This window comes from Thauera chlorobenzoica, from assembly GCF_001922305.1.
Lineage (GTDB): Bacteria > Pseudomonadota > Gammaproteobacteria > Burkholderiales > Rhodocyclaceae > Thauera > Thauera chlorobenzoica.
Window position 1 is genome coordinate 597,054 of the sequence record NZ_CP018839.1, and the last position, 18,400, is coordinate 615,453.

Genomic DNA, 18,400 nt, shown 5'->3' on the forward strand with positions numbered 1-18,400 from the left:
ATTTTTCAATCGTGATTATCTCGACAATCAATTAGTGCAATTCGCCCGGATTCCTTAGACTGCATCCCATCGAGTTTCACCCAACGCTTCCCACAACCTCAGCTGGAGAATCGCAAATGTCGCTGATCAACACCGAAGTCAAGCCGTTCAAAGCCACCGCCTACCACAATGGCCAGTTCGTCGACGTCACCGAAGCCAACCTGAAGGGCAAGTGGTCGGTGGTCTTCTTCTACCCCGCCGACTTCACCTTCGTGTGCCCGACCGAACTGGGCGATCTCGCCGACAACTATGCCCAGTTCCAGAAGCTGGGCGTCGAGATCTACGGCGTGTCGACCGACACCCACTTCACCCACAAGGCCTGGCACGACACCTCGGACACGATCCACAAGATCAAGTACCCGCTGGTCGGCGACCCCACCTGGGTGCTGTCGAAGAACTTCGAAGTGCTGATCGAGGACGCCGGCCTGGCCGATCGCGGCACCTTCGTGATCGACCCCGATGGCAAGGTCCAGATCGTCGAGATCAACGCCGGCGGCATCGGCCGCGACGCCCAGGAGCTGCTGCGCAAGGTCAAGGCCGCGATCTACGTCCGCAACCACCCGGGCGAAGTGTGCCCGGCGAAGTGGAAGGAAGGCGACGCCACGCTGGCGCCGTCGCTCGATCTGGTCGGCAAGATCTGAGCCGCTGCGATCCTCCCCGGGCGCAGGCCGCCCGGGCGCAACGCTTTGCAGCCGGCCCCGTGCCGGCTGTTTCATGTCGGCGCCCGCCCGCCGCTCCCCGAAGCCGCACTCCCGCCTAACCTCACGGACGACATCACCATGCTCGACGCCAACATCAAGACTCAACTCAAAGCCTACCTGGACAAGGTCACGCAGCCGATCGAGCTCGTCGCGTCGCTCGACGAGGGCGACAAGTCGGGTGAAATGCGGGCCCTGCTCGGCGAGCTCGCCGAGCTCAGCGACAAGATCACCGTCATCGAGTCGGGCGCGCCCGGCGATCAGGCGGGCGAGCGCAAGCCCTCGTTTGCGCTCGCCCGCAGGGGCGAGCCGGGGCGCGTGCGCTTTGCCGGGCTGCCGATGGGGCACGAGTTCAGCTCGCTGATCCTGGCCCTGCTGCAGGTCGGCGGCCATCCGCCCAAGGCCGCGCCCGAGCTGATCGAACAGATCCGCGCCCTCGACGGCGAGTACGTGTTCGAGACCTACATCTCGTTGTCCTGCCACAACTGCCCGGAGGTGGTGCAGGCGTTGAACCTGATGGCGGTGCTCAACCCCAACATCCGCCACACCATGATCGACGGCGCGCTGTTCCAGGACGAAGTCGAGGCGCGCAAGATCATGGCGGTGCCGACGGTACTCCTCAACGGCCAGCCCTTCGGCCAGGGGCGGATGGAGCTGGGCGAGATCCTGGCCAAGGTCGACACCGGCGCCGCGGCACGCGATGCCGGGAAGCTGTCGGCCAAGGACGTCTTCGACGTGCTCGTCGTCGGCGGTGGCCCGGCTGGCGCGGCCGCCGCGATCTACGCTGCGCGCAAGGGCATCCGCACCGGCGTCGTCGCCGAGCGCTTCGGCGGTCAGGTGATGGATACGATGGCGATCGAGAACTTCATCTCGGTGAAGTACACCGAGGGCCCCAAGCTGGTCGCCAGCCTCGAAGAGCACGTCCGCGAGTACGACGTCGATGTCATGAACCTGCAGCGTGTCGCGCAGCTGGTGCCGGGCGAGGGCGTGCACGAGGTGAAGCTCGACAACGGCGCCGTGCTCAAGGCGAAGTCCGTGATCGTCGCCACCGGCGCGCGCTGGCGCGAGATGAACGTGCCCGGCGAGCGGGAGTTCCGCGGCAAGGGCGTGGCCTACTGCCCGCACTGCGACGGCCCGCTGTTCAAGGGCAAGCGCGTGGCGGTGATCGGCGGCGGCAACTCCGGTGTCGAGGCCGCGATCGACCTCGCCGGGGTGGTCGCCCACGTCACCCTGCTCGAGTTCGCCGACGAGCTGCGCGCCGACGCGGTGCTGCAGAAGAAGCTCCACAGCCTGCCCAACGTGACGGTGATCAAGAGCGCGCAGACCACCGAAGTGACCGGCAGCGACAAGGTGGACGGTCTGGTGTACAAGGACCGCGCCAGTGGCGAAGTGCGCCGTATCGAGCTCGAAGGCATCTTCGTCCAGATCGGCCTGCTGCCCAATACCGACTTCGCCAAGGGCACGCTCGAGCTCACCCGTTTCGGCGAGATCATCGTCGATGCCAGGGGCCAGACTTCGGTGCCGGGCATCTTCGCCGCCGGCGACTGCACCACGGTGCCGTACAAGCAGATCATCATCGCCATGGGCGAAGGGGCGAAGGCTTCGCTGTCGGCCTTCGATCACCTGATCCGGAGCAGTGCACCGGCCTGAGCGCCCCTTGCGTTCGTGCAAGTGCCCCGCTTCGAGCGGGGCTTTTTGCGTGTTGCGGGCACCCGCGGCACACTGCACCTGTCAGAGCCCTGGTTTGGGCTGCAGCGCGCCCCTCGATCCGCTTTACGCGCGGGCGGCAGGTGCCGCCGATGCGACCACCGAGATGCAGCGCATGCGCCGGCGCGGATGGTGCGGGGGGCGGCCCCGGGCCCGTCAAGGAGACTTTCACGTGCTTTTCAGCTGGTTCGAGCGTCACGTTGACCCCTATCCCGATGCCGTTCCCGGGGCCACACCGCGCGGCTTCTTCGCCTTTTTGTGGGCGGGCACCGAAGGCCTGCGCCCGTTCATCCTCGGCATGATGCTGCTGACTGCCACCATCGGCGCGTTCGAGGCCCTGCTGTTCGCGATGCTCGGCCGTGTCGTCGACTGGCTGGCGGCGGTGGAGCCGGCGCGGCTGTGGTCTGACGAGGGCGCCACCCTGCTGCTGCTCGCCGTCATCATCGTCGGCAGCATCGCCCTGGTGGCGGTGCAGACGATGCTCAAGCACCAGACCCTGGCGGGCAACTTCCCGATGCGCCTGCGCTGGAACTACCACCGCCTGATGCTCGGCCAGAGCATGAGCTTCTACCAGGACGAGTTCGCCGGCCGGGTGTCGGCAAAGGTCATGCAGACCGCGCTCGCGGTGCGCGACACCTGCCTGATCATGACCGACATCCTGGTCTTCGTGACCATCTACTTCGCCACCCTGACCCTGGTGGTGGCGAGCTTCGATGCCTGGCTGCTGCTGCCCTTCCTCGGCTGGCTGGCGCTCTACCTCGCGACCCTGCGCTGGTTCGTGCCGCGCCTGTCGAAAGTGTCGCGCACCCAGGCCGACGCCCGCGCGCTGATGACCGGACGCATCACCGACGCCTATACCAACATCGCCACGGTGAAGCTGTTCTCCCACGCCGGGCGTGAAGCCGGCTACGCGCGCGGGGCGATGAAGGAGTTCATGCACACCGTGCACGCGCAGATGCGCCTGGTGAGCAGCATCGAGATCGTCAACCACAGCCTGTCGATGGGGCTGATCCTCGCCACCAGCGGGGTGGCGCTGTGGCTGTGGGTGCAGGGCGCGATCGGGGTCGGCGCGGTGGCCGCGGCGACGGCAATGGCGCTGCGCCTGAACGGCATGTCGCACTGGGTGATGTGGGAGGCGGCGCAGCTGTTCGAGAACGTCGGCACGGTGCAGGACGGGATCAACACCTTGTCCCGTCCGCACGCGGTGGTCGACCGTCCGGAGGCGAAGCCGCTGGTGGTGAGCCGCGGCGAAGTCCGCTTCGAGCACCTCGTGTTCGCCTACGGCGCCACCGGGCCGCAGGCGCGCCGTGTGATCGACGACTTCTCGCTGGCGATCCGCCCGGGCGAGAAGATCGGCGTCGTCGGCCGCTCGGGGGCGGGCAAGTCGACGCTGGTGAACCTGCTGCTGCGCTTCTACGACCTCGAATCGGGCCGCATCCTGATCGACGGCCAGGACATCGCCGGGGTGACGCAGAACAGCCTGCGCGCGCAGATCGGCATGGTCACCCAGGACACCTCGCTGCTGCACCGCTCGGTGCGCGACAACATCCTCTACGGCCGCCCCGACGCCACCGACGCCGACATGATCGCCGCCGCCCGCCGCGCCGAGGCGCACGAGTTCATCCTCGGCCTCACCGACCCCAAGGGGCGGCGCGGCTACGACGCCCACGTCGGCGAGCGCGGGGTCAAGCTCTCCGGCGGCCAGCGCCAGCGCATCGCGATCGCCCGGGTGATGCTCAAGGATGCGCCGATCCTGCTGCTGGACGAGGCCACCAGCGCGCTCGACTCCGAAGTCGAGGCCGCGATCCAGCAAAGCCTGTACCGCCTGATGGAAGGCAAGACCGTGGTCGCGATCGCCCACCGCCTGTCGACGATCGCGGCGATGGACCGCCTGGTGGTGATGGACAAAGGCCGTATCGTCGAAGAGGGCGACCATCGCAGCCTGCTGGCGTACGGCGGGCTCTACGCCCGGCTGTGGGCGCACCAGAGCGGCGGCTTTCTCGGCGCCGAACCCGAGGACGCGGACGAGGATGCGGCGATGCCGGTGTGATCGCCGGCGCCCCCCGCGCGCCGCGGCTCAGGCCGGGCGCAGGTGGAACACTTCGGGGTCGTCCCAGTGCTCGAGCAGGATGCGCGCCACGCGCTGCTGCCACAGCTCGCCGAAGCGGCGCGCTTCGCCGGCGTCGGCCTGACCGTGGACGCAGCGCTGCAGCAGCAGCGGCATCTGCGGGTCGGGGGCCACTTTCGACAGCTCGGCGCCGGCATCGAGCGCGGCGCCGCTGTCGACGCGCACGAAGCGCATCGTCAGCGGGCGCTCCAGTCCGAATGCCTGCAGGTTGCGGCGCACGAAGCGCCCGCCGATGCCCTTGAAGCCGCCGTCCTGCGCCGCCCCGGTGAGCAGGCCGGCGACCGCGGCGACGACGCCGGTGACGCCTTCGTCCACCTGATGGGCGAACTCCACCCGCACCCCGCCGCGCACCGGCAGCCCGTCCGGGTACAACCGGGTCAGCGCGTGATGGGCGAGGGCGTAGGTCGAGGCCACGGTCGGGCAGGAATGGCCGGCCAGCTTCACCGCGTCGGCGTAGCCGTATTCGAGGATGCCGCCTTCGGCCGCGCCGAGGAACTCGGCCAGCGGGTCGCGCACGCGCAGGCGCGGCACTTCGGCGTAGAAGGCGGGAAAGCGTGGATCGGTCATGGTCGCTCCGGGGCGTGTCGGTGAGGGTGAAGCGCGGATTGTCGGCGCTGCGCCTGCCACTGGCCTTGATGTGCCTCAGGGCCGGTGGAATGCGGAATAATGGACTTGTTGGTGCCCGTCCTTCCGCACCTTTCCTCAACGACCCCGCCGGCCATGGATACCGATCCGCGCCAGTTCGCCCCCGCCACCGCCCGCAACCGCGACTTCATCCTGCCGATCCTGCAGCGCGTGCTGCCGGCGACGGGGCTGGTGCTGGAGATCGGCAGCGGCAGCGGAGAACATGCGGTGCATTTCGCCCGCCATCTGCCCTTCCTCCACTGGCAGCCGAGCGATGCCGACCCGGCCGCGCTCGGTTCGATTGCGGCCTGGGCCCGGCATGCCGCCCTACCCAATCTGGCGCAGCCGCTGCACCTCGATCTGGGGGCGGCGGCGTGGCCGCTGGCGCAGGCCGATGCGGTGGTGGCGATCAATGTGCTGCACTATTCGCCCTGGTCGTCCACCCCGGCCTTGTTCCGCGGCGCGGCGAACGTGCTGCAGGCCGCGGGAGTGGTCTACTGTTACGGCCCGTACCGGCGTGGCGGCGCCCACACCGCGCCCAGCAACGCCGCTTTCGATGCGTGGCTGCGCGGCATCGATCCGCGCTTCGCGGTACGCGACCTGGAAGCGGCCGAGGCGCAGGCGCTGGCTTGCGGTTTCCGCCTCGACGAAGTGATCGACATGCCGGCGAACAATTTCAGCCTAGTGTTCCGGCGCGGCTGAACGGATCGCGGCCGGGGCACAGGCTATCTGCTACGAAGGGAGCATCCAATGGACGAATCGGATACGCGGCGCGCGGCACGGGTGGGTGGCGAGGCGCCGGCGGCGGACAGCCCGGACGGCGCCGGGCGGGTCGATATCGGCGTGTGCCGTTCGCTGCGCATCACCTGCATTTCCGAAACCGGCTGGCACGACACCGGTGCGTTGCTGGGCGACATCAAGGCGGCTGGCGGAATGCAGGCGAACCAGTGGAAGACCGCCTGGCAGCCGGGCAACGGCGCCGGCAGTGCGAGCCTGATCGAGATCGAGGCGGTGGACGGGCGCGGGTACCGGATCCTGCTCGACACCGGCTGGGACCCGGACTACATGGCGGAGCGCTTTGCCGCGACCGGCGTCGATGCGCTGCTGCGCCGGGGTGAAATCGACCTGTTGCTGGTTTCGCACGAGCACTTCGATCATTTCTGGGGGCTGGAGGCGGTGCTGCGGCTGCGGCCGGACATCGCCATCGCGCTGCCGGCGAGCCTGCGCGACGAAGGGCGGGCCTTCCTGCGCGGGGGGGCGTTCGCTCCCGCCGGCGCGCGCAACGGCATTGCCCACACTGGCCGGCTGCTCTGGCACGGCGCGGACGAAGTGCATCGGCTGGCCGACGGCGTCGCTGCGGTCGCCTTCGATCTGCCGATCGCGCTCGGCGTGCGCGGCGAGCAGTCGCTGTACGTCAATGTCGCCGGCAAGGGCATCGTCTGCATCACCGGCTGCTGTCATCAGGGGGTCGAGCGTTTCGCGCAGTTCGCGCGCGACCGCCTGGCCGGTGGCGAGCGCCTCCACGGCCTGTATGGCGGCCTGCACCTCGCCCCGTTCGGACCGCTCGACGATGCGGCGCAGGCGGCGATCCGGAGCCTGGCCGAGTACGGTTTCGAGCGGATCGCCTGCAACCACTGTACCGGAGCGGTCGCGGTGGAAAAGATGATCGAACTGGGCTACCCGGTGGTGTGCGGCAGCGGCGGTTCCGGCTCGGCAAGCGAGCGCTACGTCGGCAACGGCGACCAGCTCCGCTTCGGCTGCGGGATCGACGATGAGCCGGCACACGGAACCGAGCCCGCGTCCGATTTCTGAAAGGAGGTTTTCATGTCGCTCGCCATGCTCACCAGCAAAGGGCAGGTGGAGGATGAGTGTATCCGGGGGCGTCGCGGAGGGCTCCATGTGGCTCTGACCGGCACGCCTGGCGGATGCAGCGACTCATGCCACTGGCTCGGTCTCAACTCCCGCGTCAGCGCCGGGAGCGCTGAGCCTTCGTACCGTCAGGGCGCAGCGCTGCTCGATCAGGGTCACGATTCGCTCAACCACGGCATGACCGGCAAAGCCATCCTGGGAGTGAAGTTCGCGCGCGCTCGTCGGCAATGACTTTGCCAAGGCCAGAACCCGCTTTCTGGCTTGCGCCTTGCCGAGTCGAACTGCTTCGGCAAACTGATCCCAGTGGCGCGCCTGGACTTCGCTGAACGTGTACTTGCCGCCGATTTTCATCGCCATCTTGTGCGTCAGGGCCGGATAGACCGCTGTCGACAGCGTGTCGTACAAAGGCGCCAGCACGGCGGACTTGCCTGCGCGCAGCAGCGAAAAATTCTTCGCGTGTGCGTCGTGATTGCCGATCAAGGCGTTGAAGATCACGTAGTCGAGCAGGCGCAGGACGTGCGGCGCGCTGGGGCGCGTCATGCGCCGGACCAGATCGAAACATTGCGCCAGATCCGGGCCGCCTTCGTGCTGGTATTTCATCTCCGGGACCACGCCCAGCGCCTGGCAGAAGTCCTCCTGATGCAGGCGCTGGCGGTGCCCTTGCGCATCGATGAACCGGTCGTAGCGCTCGACCAGCAGGAACTGTCGGCCCAGTACGGAATGCACCTTCGATCTGGCCGGTTTGAGTTGCATGACCTCGGCCAGCGCCAGACAGAAGCCCTCGTTGGTCACCGTGTCTTCAAGGGTGCGGATGGCGGGCTTCAGGATGTGTGAGCTGGGGGTACCATCGAGCGGCAGACCCACCCGGGCACCGTCGAAGATCACCGGCAATTTGTCTTGAGCGCCCGCCAGCGAGAGCCGCAAGCCCTCCTTGCCCGCCAGCATTGGTCGATGCGGCAGTTCATCAAGAACGGCGATGATCTCTTCGTCGCTCAGCCACTGTACATCGTTACCCGGCGCAGGACGGGACAATGCCTGCCCGGGCGCCAGCAAGGTCACGGCGCCGGCACATTCGCCGCCGATGTGATCCAGCAGTGCAAAATCGTTCTGCCTCGATACCTGAAAGTGCTGCGCAATGAGTCTGCGCAGCTGCCCCTCCGGCAACAACCCCGCAAAGAAGGGCCGGGTCTGATGGTCGTCGAACGCTTCTGCTTGCAGAGGAAAGGAGCTGGACAAGGTCACGGCGTCTGGTCGTGAGAGCCAGTCCGGGTTGTAACGGAAATTCAGCCGGCCCTCGGTCAGGTACAGAGAGCCAACCCGGTCCGCGAACAGCCAGACCTCCAGCTCATGCGCCATGGTCGTTGCCCCCGGGGAAATGTTCGCGGGCCGTCGATGGCAGGCCGGTGAGTTGGAGCTCTCCACCCAGGGCGTCGATCACGCGAAGCACGTTTTCCAGCCTCAGGGTGGGCTTGCCTGCTTCAAGGTCGACGATGAAACGCACACCAACGCCTGCCGCCAGAGCCAGCTGGGGCTGCGTCAGACCCAGCTGCTTGCGTGCAGCACGAAGTGCGTGGCCGAGTTGTTCTGTTGTTCGTATGGAGTCCATCGCTGACCTTGTTTCCCGTCCGGGAAAGTTTCGGCCAGGACGTTGGGCGGCGCAAGCGATATTTCCTGTACGGGAAATTTTTACAACGGAACGCGCTACTGGCCCAATACATTGTGAATCGCCCCGGGTGGGTTGCAGGGCAAGCGCGGGCTCCTCAGTGGTCGCTTGCGAGGCTCCTTTTGTCCTTACAAAAAATCATTTTTGTAAGGACAAAAGGAGGTTCTCATGTCGCTCGCCACACTCACCAGCAAAGGGCAGGTGACCATCTCCATCGATGTGTGCGCGAAGCGCTCGACCTGCGGCCCCAGGACAAGGTGAACTTCACGGTGCTCCGGGGTTCGACACTTCACCCCGAATTTCGCCCCTTTTCGGAAAGTGCCTTCAGCACCGGCGCGGGTTTCAAGGCCATGATCGCAAAAGTGCTGTGGTGGCACGTTTGCAACATCCGCCTTCAGACTTGACGAGGCCTTGCGCCTGGGTAAAGTAGCGGCATGCACGTCAAGCTCACCACCTCGGGAGGCCGCCGCTACGTCCAGCTCGTCGAGTCCTATCGCGACGAGGCGGGACGGGTGAAGAAGCGCACCGTCGCCACGCTCGGCCGTGCCGAGCAGGTCGATGGTTCGCTCGACGCGGTGATCAACGGCCTGCTCAAGGTCACCGGCCGCGAACCGATGGGCGCCAAGCCACCGGCGCCGACGGTGTCGTTCGAGTCCGCGCGCTCGCTCGGTAACGTGTGGGCGCTGACCGAGCTGTGGAAGTCGCTCGGGTTCTCGGGGCTGCGTCGGGTGTTCCGGCGCACGCGCCGGAACACGGATGTAGAAGCGCTGATCCGCCTGATGGTGCTCAACCGCCTGTGCGATCCGGAATCCAAGCTCGGCGTGCTGCGCTGGGTACAGACGGTGGCGCTGCCCGACTTCGGGCCGAAGGCGGTCACGCACCAGCAGTTGCTGCGCAGTCTCGATGCCCTGATGGACCACCAGGATGAGGTCGATGCGGTGATCGCCGGGCTGCTGCACCCACTGATCGACCAGGATCTGTCGGTGGTGTTCTACGACCTCACCACGATCCGTAGCGAAGGACTCAGCCAGCAGGCTGGCGACGTGCGCCAGTACGGCATGGCCAAGGAAGGACTGATCGCCCGCCAGTTCATGCTCGGCGTGGTGCAGACCGCCGAGGGGCTGCCGATCTACCACGAGGTGTTCGACGGCAGCACGGCCGAGACCCGGACCCTGTTGCCCACGCTCACCAAGGTGCTCGAGCGCTTCCCGTCGGTGCAGCGCCTGGTGCTGGTCGCTGACCGGGGGCTGCTCAGCCTGGACAATCTGGAGGCGCTGAAAGCCGTGCGCCTGGCCAGCGGCAAGCCGCTCGAGTTCATCGTCGCCGTGCCCGGTCGGCGCTACAACGAGTTCATCGAGCTGCTCGAACCCTTCCACGAGCAGCAGTGCGCCACCGCCACGCAGGAAGTGATCGCGGAGCAGGCCTGGAACGAGCTGAGGCTGGTGGTCGCGCACGACCCGGTGGCTGCGGCCACCAAGACCGAGCAGCGCAACGAGCGTATCGACGCGCTGACCCGCCAGGCGGACCAATGGACGGGCAAGCTCACCGAGCAGGATGAAGGCGTGAAGCACCGGGGTCGCAAGCTCTCGGACAGCGGCGCCAAGGCGCGCTTCTACCACGCGGTCAGCGAAGCGCACCTGTCGCGCATCCTCAAGGTGGATCTGGCAGAGGAGCTGTTCAGCTACCACATCGACGACAAGGCGAAGCGCCTTGCCGAAATGATGGACGGCAAGCTGCTGCTGGTCACCAACGCCGAGGGCTTGTCCGCACAGAACGTGATTCAGCGCTACAAGTCGCTCGCCGACATCGAGCGCGGCTTCAAGGTGCTCAAGTCCGAGATCGAGATCGGCCCGGTGTATCACCGCCTGCCCGAGCGGATTCGCGCGCACGCGTCGATCTGCTTCATGGCGCTGATCCTGCATCGGGTCATGCGTAGCCGACTTAAGGCCACCGACGCGGGTTACACGCCCGAGCGCGCGCTCGAGCAACTACAGCGCATCCAGCATCACCGGGTGCGGCTGAACGGCGGCGAGCCGGTGGCGGGAGTGTCGACGCTCAGCACGGAGCAGAACGAGGTGCTTCATGCATTAGGAATCGAAAAGCCAACGGCGCCGGAGCAGTTGGCGCTGTTGTAGTGGCATTTTTGAAAGTGCGCTCTAGCAAAAACAAGCACTTGCGAGCGTAACTGTCGAACTCGGGGGAACAGGGTTGCGACCGACTTGGTCGAACAAGCGAAGTACCGTGAAAGGATGGGAAATGCCCTCGCGGATCTGGAAAGCATCCGTGATAGCATCCCCGATTCTTGGTGGTTCGTGGATGAGGGCGTGCCGGCCAACGTGAGTTGGGACGAAATCGCGCGCTGCTTGGCCCGCTGCCACCGGGAAGACTTTTGGATCGCGCCATGAAGAAGTTCGTCTGCCATTACGCTTTGCTTCGTTTTCGCCCGTTTGTCGAGACGGGCGAATTCGCGAACGTCGGTGTCGTGTTGATGGCGCCTGCGGCGCGCTTCTTCGGCTATCGCCTGCTCACCCGTTACGGCCGCATCACGCAGTTTTTCCATCAGCTTGATCGTAAGGTCTATCTGCAGGGTAGGGCGCTACTCAAGCAGGAGATCGGCCGCTTCGCAGGCGATCTCCGTCGGCTGGCCCTGGGTGACGGGCATACGACGCCCGATCTCCCCCTGGCCGATCATCTCTTTGCCGAGTTTGTCCGCCCGCGCGAGGCGATGCTCCAGTTCGACGAACAGCGCATCGTCTTGGCCGATGACCCTCGGGTCAAGCTCGATGTGCTCTTCGATCATTACATCGAGCGCAATTTCGTGACCAAGGAGTATCAGGAGCGCCTCCTTGAGAACATGGTCAGGAAGCTCTTGGTCGGGCAACGTCTGGGGGCCGCGTACCGGGCCGAAAAGGTCGGCAACGCCGACTTCACCGTGAATTTCCCGTTTGTGCGTATGCAGGACGGTCGGCCAGCGCGAGTCATCAAGCCCTTGTATCTCGCGCAGGATGACACCACCAAGCTTCTGACGCATGGCGGGCAATGGGTGGACAAGGTGCGGCGGCTCGCGAAGCGCAATGCCCTGCCGGGAGCGGTCATGTTCCCTGTGAAGGCCCCGCCGCGCGACACGAAGCAGTATCAGGCCTACGACGAAATCCGCGAAGACCTTCAGGATGCAGGCGTCACTGTGGTGGCTGCGAACGACGAGAGTTCCATCCTGCGCTTCGCGGCGGACTGATCTCCGCCTTCGCTCCAGCTGGTCGCAGCCGGATCTTCCCCGATCCCGCTGCGACCAGATATCGACCAGAAAGCAAAAAGGCCGACGCAGGGTCGGCCTTTTTGCTTGATTTGGTTGGTGGTGATGGGCGGAATCGAACCGCCGACCTATGGGTTATGAATCCATCGCTCTAACCGTCTGAGCTACATCACCAACAGAGCGCGCGAATATAGCGGGTCCGCGCTGTCCGCGTCAATAGCCCCGGTGCACTGTGTCATCCGCGCATGGCCTGGCGGGGGTGCCGGCCGCTTTCCGTGGAAGTCTTGATTTATAAGGCTTTTGCATTGACACGGGAGGGGTGATCGGGGATCATTCGACGCCTGTTCCTCACGGTTCCGGATCTTTCCGGTCTGTCTTTGCGCGCGCTTCCGCTCTCCGTCTTGCTGGTTTCCGCCTTCGGTCTGCTGCCGAGCCTGGTGTCTGCGGCCCTGCCGCGGATGATTCCGGACGAGGCGGCGAAGGTGAAGATGCGCTTTTCGCCTGCGGGGCTGGTCCAGATCGGGGACCGGGCGCTGCGGCTGAGCCCGGGGGCGCAGATCCGCGACCCCGCCAATCGCATCGTGCTGCCTGCATACGTCCGCGGCGAGCACACGGTGCGCGTGCTGCTCGACAACAATGGCCAGGTGCATCGGGTGTGGATCCTGACCCCGCAAGAGGCCGCCGCGCCGCTGCCGGGGCGCTGATCCGTCCTCGATGGCCGCGCCCCCAGCCCTGCAGTGATTTCCCTTCCATCATGAAAAAGCTCTACATCCGCACGTTCGGGTGCCAGATGAACGAGTACGACTCCGACAAGATGGCGGACGTGCTCGGTGCCGACGAAGAACTGGTCAAGACCGACGACCCGGAAGAGGCCGACGTGATCCTCTTCAACACCTGTTCGGTGCGCGAGAAGGCGCAGGAGCGGGTGTTCCACGACCTCGGCCGGGTGCGCCTGCTCAAGCAGAAGAAGCCCGGGCTGATCATCGGCGTCGGCGGCTGCGTCGCCAGCCAGGAGGGCGAGGCGATCATCCGGCGCGCGCCCTATGTGGACGTGGTGTTCGGGCCGCAGACCCTGCACCGCCTGCCCGGCCTGATCGAGGCGCGCAAGCGCAGCGGGCGCTCGCAGGTGGATATCTCCTTCCCCGAGATCGAGAAGTTCGACGCCATGCCGCCGGCGCGGGTCGAGGGGGCGAGCGCCTTCGTCTCGATCATGGAGGGCTGCTCCAAGTACTGCACCTTCTGTGTCGTGCCCTACACCCGCGGCGACGAGGTGTCGCGCCCGCTCGAGGACGTGCTGGCCGAAGTCGCCGGGCTGGCGGCGCAGGGGGTGAAGGAAGTCACGCTGCTGGGCCAGAACGTCAACGCCTGGCGCGGCGAACTCACCCGCGAGGACGGCGAGCAGGGCGACTTTGCCTTCCTGCTCGAATGCGTGGCCGAAATCCCCGGCATCGAGCGCATCCGCTACACCACTTCGCACCCGCGCGAGATGACGCAGCGCCTGATCGACTGTTACGCCAAGATCCCCAAGCTCGTCTCCCAGCTCCACCTGCCGGTGCAGTCGGGTTCGGACCGCGTGCTGGCGGCGATGAAGCGCGGCTACTCGGCGCTGGAATTCAAGTCGGTGGTGCGCCGGCTGCGCGCGGCGCGGCCGGATCTGGCGCTGACTTCGGACTTCATCGTCGGCTTTCCCGGCGAGACCGAGGCCGATTTCGACAAGACCATGAAGCTGATCGACGAGGTCGGCTTCGACGGCTCGTTCAGCTTCGTGTATAGCGCGCGCCCCGGCACGCCGGCGTCCGATCTGGACGACCCGGTGTCGCAGCAGACCAAGCTCGCCTGGCTCGCCCGCCTGCAGCAGCGCATCGACGCGCAGTACCAGGCCAACAGCGAGGCCATGGTCGGCACGGTGCAGCGCATCCTGGTGGAAGGTGCAGCGAAGAAGAACGCCGAGGCCGAGATGATGGGCCGCAGCGACAACAACCGCGTGGTCAACTTCCCTTCCGATTCGCCGGTGCGCGACCGCCTGATCGGGCAGTTCGTCGACGTGCGCATCACCGCCGCACTGCCGCACAGCCTGCGCGGCGAAATCCTCACCCGGGAATCCTGAATGGCAAAAACCCTGGAAGTCTTCTTCGAGCCGGTGGATAACCTCCGTTTGTCCCGGCTGTGCGGTGTGCTCGACGAGAACCTGCGCCAGATCGAGAACGCCTTCGACATCACGGTGAGCCGGCGCGGCGAGCAATTCACCCTGACCGGCCACCCTTCGCAGGTACTGCGCGGCGAGATGGCGTTGAAGCACTTCTACGCGCGTGCCGACCAGGACCTGTCGCTCGACGACGTCCAGCTCGGCCTGATCGAGATCGGCAGCCGCGGCAGCGGCGGCGACCCGCTGCAGCCGGCGCCGGTGCTGCTCACCCGGCGCACCGAGCTGCACGGGCGCACGCCGCGCCAGGTGGAGTACCTGAAGAACATCCAGGAATTCGACATCACCTTCGGCATCGGCCCGGCCGGCACCGGCAAGACCTATCTCGCGGTGGCGAGTGCGGTCGATGCCTTCGAGCGCGACCTGGTCGAGCGCATCATCCTCACCCGCCCGGCGGTCGAGGCCGGCGAGCGCCTCGGCTTTCTGCCCGGCGACCTGGCGCAGAAGGTCGATCCCTACCTGCGCCCGCTGTACGACGCGCTCTACGACCTGATGGGCTTCGACCGCGTCGGCAAGCTCTTCGAGCGCAGCCTGATCGAGATCGCGCCGCTCGCCTTCATGCGCGGGCGCACCCTCAACAACGCCTTCATCATCCTCGACGAGGCGCAGAACACCACGCCCGAGCAGATGAAGATGTTCCTCACCCGCATCGGCTTCGGCGCCAAGGCGGTGGTCACCGGCGACCTCACCCAGGTCGACCTGGCGCGCGGCCAGCGCAGCGGCCTGAAGGAAGCGCGTGCGGTGCTGGGGGAGGTGCGCGGCATCGCGTTCACCGAGTTCAGCAAGGAAGACGTCGTGCGTCATCCGCTTGTCGCACGCATCGTCGAAGCTTACGACAACGAGGCCGAGCGCGTGGCGCGCGCCAGGGCTGCGACTGCGACTCGCGCACAGGCCCAGGACGAGGAGAGGAAAGATGGCGAAACCGGCGACTGACCCGAAAATCACCGCCTTCGACGCCCGGGGCAAGGCGACCCGGATCAAGGCCGAGCGCCTGGAAATCGATTTCGGCGACGGCCGCAAGCTGCTGCTGGCCCTTCCCGAGAACACCTGGGGCGATCTCGAGATCGAGGCCGAAACCGCCGACGAGGCCGCGCTACCGATGCTGTCGCTGCAGCCGGGCGCCTGCAACCTGCTCACCGTGCGCGTCGATGTCCATCAGGACGTGCACTTCGAAGATCCGCCCGAGCGCCCGCTGCGCACTGCGCCGCCGGTGCTGACGCTGGCGGTACAGAAGGCGGTCGAGGGCCAGGACAAGGCCGGCATCCCGAAAAAGCACCAAATCCGGCGCTGGGCGCAGGCCGCGCTGCAGCGCGACGCGGAAGTCGCGGTCCGCCTGGTGGGCGAGGCCGAGGGGCGCGAGCTCAACCGCGACTATCGCGGCAAGGATTACGCCACCAACGTGCTCACCTTCGCGTATGCCGAAGGCGAGTGCCCGGCGGCCGGGCTGCCCGCGGCCGCCGCACTGCCGCTGGCCGGCGACCTGGTGCTGTGCGTGCCGGTCGTGGTGCGCGAGGCGGCCGAGCAGGGCAAGACCCTGGAGGCCCACTTCGCCCACCTCGTGGTGCATGGTATGTTGCACCTCCAAGGCTACGATCACGAGACCGAAGCCGAGGCGGCGGAAATGGAACAACTCGAAACCGGCATCCTTCGCGCCCTGGGCTATGCCGATCCCTATGCCTGAGCCTCGCATGCGCGTTGCGCACCCCGGCGGTCCGGTCTGAAGCGGAGATCCCGAAACACAACATGGACAACCCCCCTAAACCTTCGTTACTCGAGCGACTTTCGGCCTTTCTCTCGCGCGAACCGGAAGATCGCGACGAACTGCTCGCGCTGCTGCACTCCGCGTTCGACCGCAACCTGATCGACGCCGATGCCCTCTCGATCATCGAAGGCGCCCTGCAGATGTCCGACATGCAGGTGCGCGACGTGATGATCCCTCGCGCCCAGATGGACTGCCTCCATCTCGACGACTCGATCGAAACCATCGCCAACTTCGTCATCGACACCGCACACTCGCGCTTTCCCGCGATCGGCGACGGCAAGGACGACGTCGCCGGCATCCTGCTCGCCAAGGACCTGCTGCGCTACTACGCCGGGCGCGAATTCGACCTGCGCGACATGCTGCGCCCGGCGGTGTTCGTCCCCGAATCGAAGCGCCTCAACGTGCTGCTGCGCGAATTCCGCGTGTCGCGCAACCACATGGCGATCGTCGTCGATGAGTACGGCGGTGTCGCCGGCCTGGTCACGATCGAGGACGTGCTCGAGCAGATCGTCGGCGACATCGAGGACGAGTACGACTTCGACGAGGTCGGTGACAACATCCGCCTCGACCACAGCGGTCGCTACCGGGTCAAGGCGACGACCGAGATCGAGGACTTCAACGAAGCCTTCGCCACCCACTTCAGCGACGAGGAATACGACACTGTCGGCGGCCTCGTCATCCGCCACTTCGGCCGCCTGCCCAAGCGCGGCGAAGAAGTGGAACTCGAAGGCCTGAAGATCCAGGTGCTGCGCGCCGACAGCCGGCGGGTGCATACCCTGGTGGTCGAGCGCCCGGTGCAGGCCGCAACCGCCGCCGAGTGATGCGGCGTCCGGCCCTTGTCGCGCTGCTCGCCGGAGGGGGGGCGGTGTTCGCCTTCGCCCCTTTCGGCCTGTTTCCGCTCGCGCTGCCCAGTCTGGCGGTGCTCGCGGCGCTGCTCGGGCGCGCCGCGCGCCCGGCCGATGGCTTCCGGCTCGGCTTCGCCTGGGGCTTCGGCGCCTTCGGCGCCGGGGTGTCCTGGCTGTATGTCGCGCTCGAGCGCTACGGCGGCATGCCGGCGCCGCTCGCTGCGCTCGCGATCGCGCTGTTCTGCGCCTACCTCGCGCTTTATCCGGCGCTCGCCGGGGCCGCCTTCGTCCGTCTGCGCGGCCGGGGCGAGCGCGGCGCGGCGTCGGGGCGGGCGGGGACGCTGGGGCCGGCGGCGCTGTTCGGTGCCCTGTGGCTGCTCGCCGAATGGCTGCGCGGCGTACTGTTTACCGGCTTCCCGTGGCTGGCGATCGGCTATTCGCAGACGCCGCCCAGTCCGCTCGCCGGCTTCCTGCCGCTGATTGGCGTGCATGGCGTGGGTGGCCTGCTCGCCTTCGCCGCCGCGCTGCTCGCCTTCGCCGACTGGCGCCGTCCGGCCCGTGCCTGGCGCGCGGCCGCGGTGCTGGGTGCCCTGCTGCTCGCCGGGGGCGGGCTGCTCGGGCGCGGATGGACGGTGCCGGCCGGGGCACCGGTCGATGTCGCGCTGGTGCAGACCCACTTCGAGCAGAGCATGAAGTGGGACCCCGAACGTTTCGCCGACGTGCTGCGGGTGAACCTGGAACTGGTGCGCGATGCCTTCGCCGGTGCAGCGCCACCCGCCCTCGTCGTGCTCCCCGAGACCACCCTGCCGACCCTTGCCGAGCACCTGCCCGAAGGCTACCTCGCGCTCCTCGAGCGCTTTGCCGGCGAGGCCGGCGGCCAGCTCGTGCTCGGGGTCTTTCGTCGCAACGAGGCGGGGCAGATCTTCAACGCCGCGATGAGCCTGGGCGGGGGCGAGTCCCAGTACTATGCCAAGCAGCACCTGGTGCCCTTCGGCGAGTATTCGCCGCCGCTGTTCGGCTGGTTCTACCGCCTCGCCAGCATCCCGATGTCGGACCAGACCCGGGGCGCGCCCGAGCAGCCGCCGATGCGCCTCGACGGCCAGCGGGTGGCGCTCAACATCTGCTACGAGGACTTGTTCGGTGCCGAGCTGATCCGCGCGCTGCCGGCCGCGACGCTGATGCTCAACCTCTCCAACCTCGCCTGGTACGGCGACTCGCTGGCCCAGCCCCAGCACCTGCAGATCGCCCGCGTGCGCGCACTGGAAACCGGTCGGCCGATGCTGCGCGCGACCAATACCGGGATGACCGCGGTGGTCCAGCCCGACGGTCGGGTCAGCGCCGTGCTGCCCGGGTTCGAGCGTGGCGTGCTGCGTATGACGGTGCAGGGCCATGCGGGGCTGACCCCGTATGCGCGCTGGGGAGACCGCCCGGCGCTGGGCCTCGCCCTGCTGATGGCGCTGGGGGGGGCGCTGCGCCTCGTCCGTCATCGTTCCCGACCGCTTGCGGGGCGCGGCGGCCTTCCTCCGGCACCTTAGAGGGGAGGCGGGGTGTCGGCGCGGCCGTCTTTCCCTCGCCCCTTGTCCGCCGAACCCCGGTAAAATCACCGCCT

General features: G+C 67.0%; 16 protein-coding genes, 1 tRNA gene and 1 pseudogene. 14 read left to right on the plus strand and 4 right to left on the minus strand.

The genetic code is table 11. The features are described 5' to 3' along the window. Positions 1–116 precede the first annotated feature (116 nt). From ahpC to Tchl_RS02930, 3 genes are all read left to right on the plus strand, one after another. A complete protein-coding gene (ahpC, locus tag Tchl_RS02920) occupies positions 117–680 on the plus strand; it encodes an alkyl hydroperoxide reductase subunit C (protein ID WP_075147068.1) in 564 nt (187 codons plus the stop codon). 138 nt (positions 681–818) lie between these two features. Beyond that, positions 819–2,387, plus strand: a complete 1,569-nt coding sequence (gene ahpF, locus Tchl_RS02925) for an alkyl hydroperoxide reductase subunit F (RefSeq protein ID WP_075147069.1) — start codon at positions 819–821, stop codon at positions 2,385–2,387. Between the two features lie 229 nt (positions 2,388–2,616). Then, positions 2,617–4,494 (plus strand): ABC transporter ATP-binding protein, encoded by a 1,878-nt coding sequence (locus Tchl_RS02930; RefSeq protein WP_075147070.1) that lies wholly within the window; start codon positions 2,617–2,619, stop codon positions 4,492–4,494. A gap of 27 nt (positions 4,495–4,521) precedes the next feature. Here Tchl_RS02930 and Tchl_RS02935 read toward each other — a convergent pair whose 3' ends face one another. After that, complete coding sequence (locus Tchl_RS02935) at positions 4,522–5,139, minus strand: hypothetical protein (protein ID WP_075147071.1); 618 nt, start codon at positions 5,137–5,139, stop codon at positions 4,522–4,524. Positions 5,140–5,292: 153 nt separating this feature from the next. Here Tchl_RS02935 and Tchl_RS02940 point away from each other — a divergent pair, with 153 nt between their 5' ends. Together Tchl_RS02940 and Tchl_RS02945 are read left to right on the plus strand one after the other, a co-directional pair. Further along, complete coding sequence (locus Tchl_RS02940; RefSeq protein WP_075147072.1) at positions 5,293–5,898, plus strand: DUF938 domain-containing protein; 606 nt, start codon at positions 5,293–5,295, stop codon at positions 5,896–5,898. A 48-nt stretch (positions 5,899–5,946) separates the two neighbouring features. Next, entirely contained in the window at positions 5,947–7,008 is a 1,062-nt protein-coding gene (locus tag Tchl_RS02945; protein ID WP_075147073.1) for an MBL fold metallo-hydrolase, read from the plus strand. A gap of 123 nt (positions 7,009–7,131) precedes the next feature. On the opposite strand, the gene Tchl_RS02950 is transcribed toward Tchl_RS02945, so the two are convergent. Beyond that, the gene (locus tag Tchl_RS02950; RefSeq protein WP_075147074.1) at positions 7,132–8,421 is read right to left on the minus strand and encodes a type II toxin-antitoxin system HipA family toxin; all 1,290 of its coding nucleotides are present in this window, start codon (positions 8,419–8,421) and stop codon (positions 7,132–7,134) included. Then, positions 8,411–8,671: a helix-turn-helix transcriptional regulator gene (locus tag Tchl_RS02955; RefSeq protein WP_075147075.1), complete on the minus strand. Its 261-nt coding sequence runs from the start codon at positions 8,669–8,671 to the stop codon at positions 8,411–8,413. Before Tchl_RS02955 ends, Tchl_RS02950 begins: the two co-directional genes overlap by 11 nt. Before the next feature lie 491 nt (positions 8,672–9,162). On the opposite strand from Tchl_RS02955, the gene Tchl_RS02965 reads away from it, so the two are divergent. The 3 genes and pseudogenes from Tchl_RS02965 (at position 9,163) to Tchl_RS02970 (ending at position 11,963) form a co-directional block, all read left to right on the plus strand. After that, positions 9,163–10,863, plus strand: coding sequence for an IS1634 family transposase (locus tag Tchl_RS02965; protein WP_075147077.1), 1,701 nt, complete (start codon positions 9,163–9,165; stop codon positions 10,861–10,863). Positions 10,864–10,932: 69 nt separating this feature from the next. Next, positions 10,933–11,133, plus strand: a pseudogene (locus Tchl_RS18365) (HipA family kinase); the annotation flags it as partial. Continuing rightward, positions 11,130–11,963, plus strand: coding sequence for a DUF3037 domain-containing protein (locus Tchl_RS02970; protein WP_075147078.1), 834 nt, complete (start codon positions 11,130–11,132; stop codon positions 11,961–11,963). The pseudogene Tchl_RS18365 and the gene Tchl_RS02970, both read left to right, overlap by 4 nt. Before the next feature lie 115 nt (positions 11,964–12,078). Here the strand turns inward: Tchl_RS02970 and Tchl_RS02975 are convergent. Beyond that, a tRNA-Met gene (locus Tchl_RS02975) sits at positions 12,079–12,155 on the minus strand. 227 nt (positions 12,156–12,382) lie between these two features. On the opposite strand from Tchl_RS02975, the gene Tchl_RS02980 reads away from it, so the two are divergent. The 6 genes from Tchl_RS02980 to lnt all read left to right on the plus strand — a co-directional run bounded on the left by Tchl_RS02980 (position 12,383) and on the right by lnt (position 18,326). Beyond that, entirely contained in the window at positions 12,383–12,685 is a 303-nt protein-coding gene (locus Tchl_RS02980) for a hypothetical protein (protein WP_232311643.1), read from the plus strand. Between the two features lie 50 nt (positions 12,686–12,735). Then, entirely contained in the window at positions 12,736–14,088 is a 1,353-nt protein-coding gene (miaB, locus tag Tchl_RS02985; protein WP_075147079.1) for a tRNA (N6-isopentenyl adenosine(37)-C2)-methylthiotransferase MiaB, read from the plus strand. Continuing rightward, positions 14,089–15,117, plus strand: a complete 1,029-nt coding sequence (locus Tchl_RS02990; protein ID WP_075147080.1) for a PhoH family protein — start codon at positions 14,089–14,091, stop codon at positions 15,115–15,117. Then, positions 15,098–15,865, plus strand: a complete 768-nt coding sequence (ybeY, locus tag Tchl_RS02995) for an rRNA maturation RNase YbeY (RefSeq protein ID WP_075147081.1) — start codon at positions 15,098–15,100, stop codon at positions 15,863–15,865. The genes Tchl_RS02990 and ybeY overlap by 20 nt, the downstream gene beginning before the upstream one ends. Positions 15,866–15,927: 62 nt before the next feature. Further along, positions 15,928–16,767 (plus strand): HlyC/CorC family transporter, encoded by an 840-nt coding sequence (locus tag Tchl_RS03000; RefSeq protein ID WP_075147082.1) that lies wholly within the window; start codon positions 15,928–15,930, stop codon positions 16,765–16,767. After that, positions 16,767–18,326 (plus strand): apolipoprotein N-acyltransferase, encoded by a 1,560-nt coding sequence (lnt, locus tag Tchl_RS03005; RefSeq protein ID WP_075147083.1) that lies wholly within the window; start codon positions 16,767–16,769, stop codon positions 18,324–18,326. Before Tchl_RS03000 ends, lnt begins: the two co-directional genes overlap by 1 nt. The last annotated feature ends 74 nt before the right edge of the window (positions 18,327–18,400 follow it).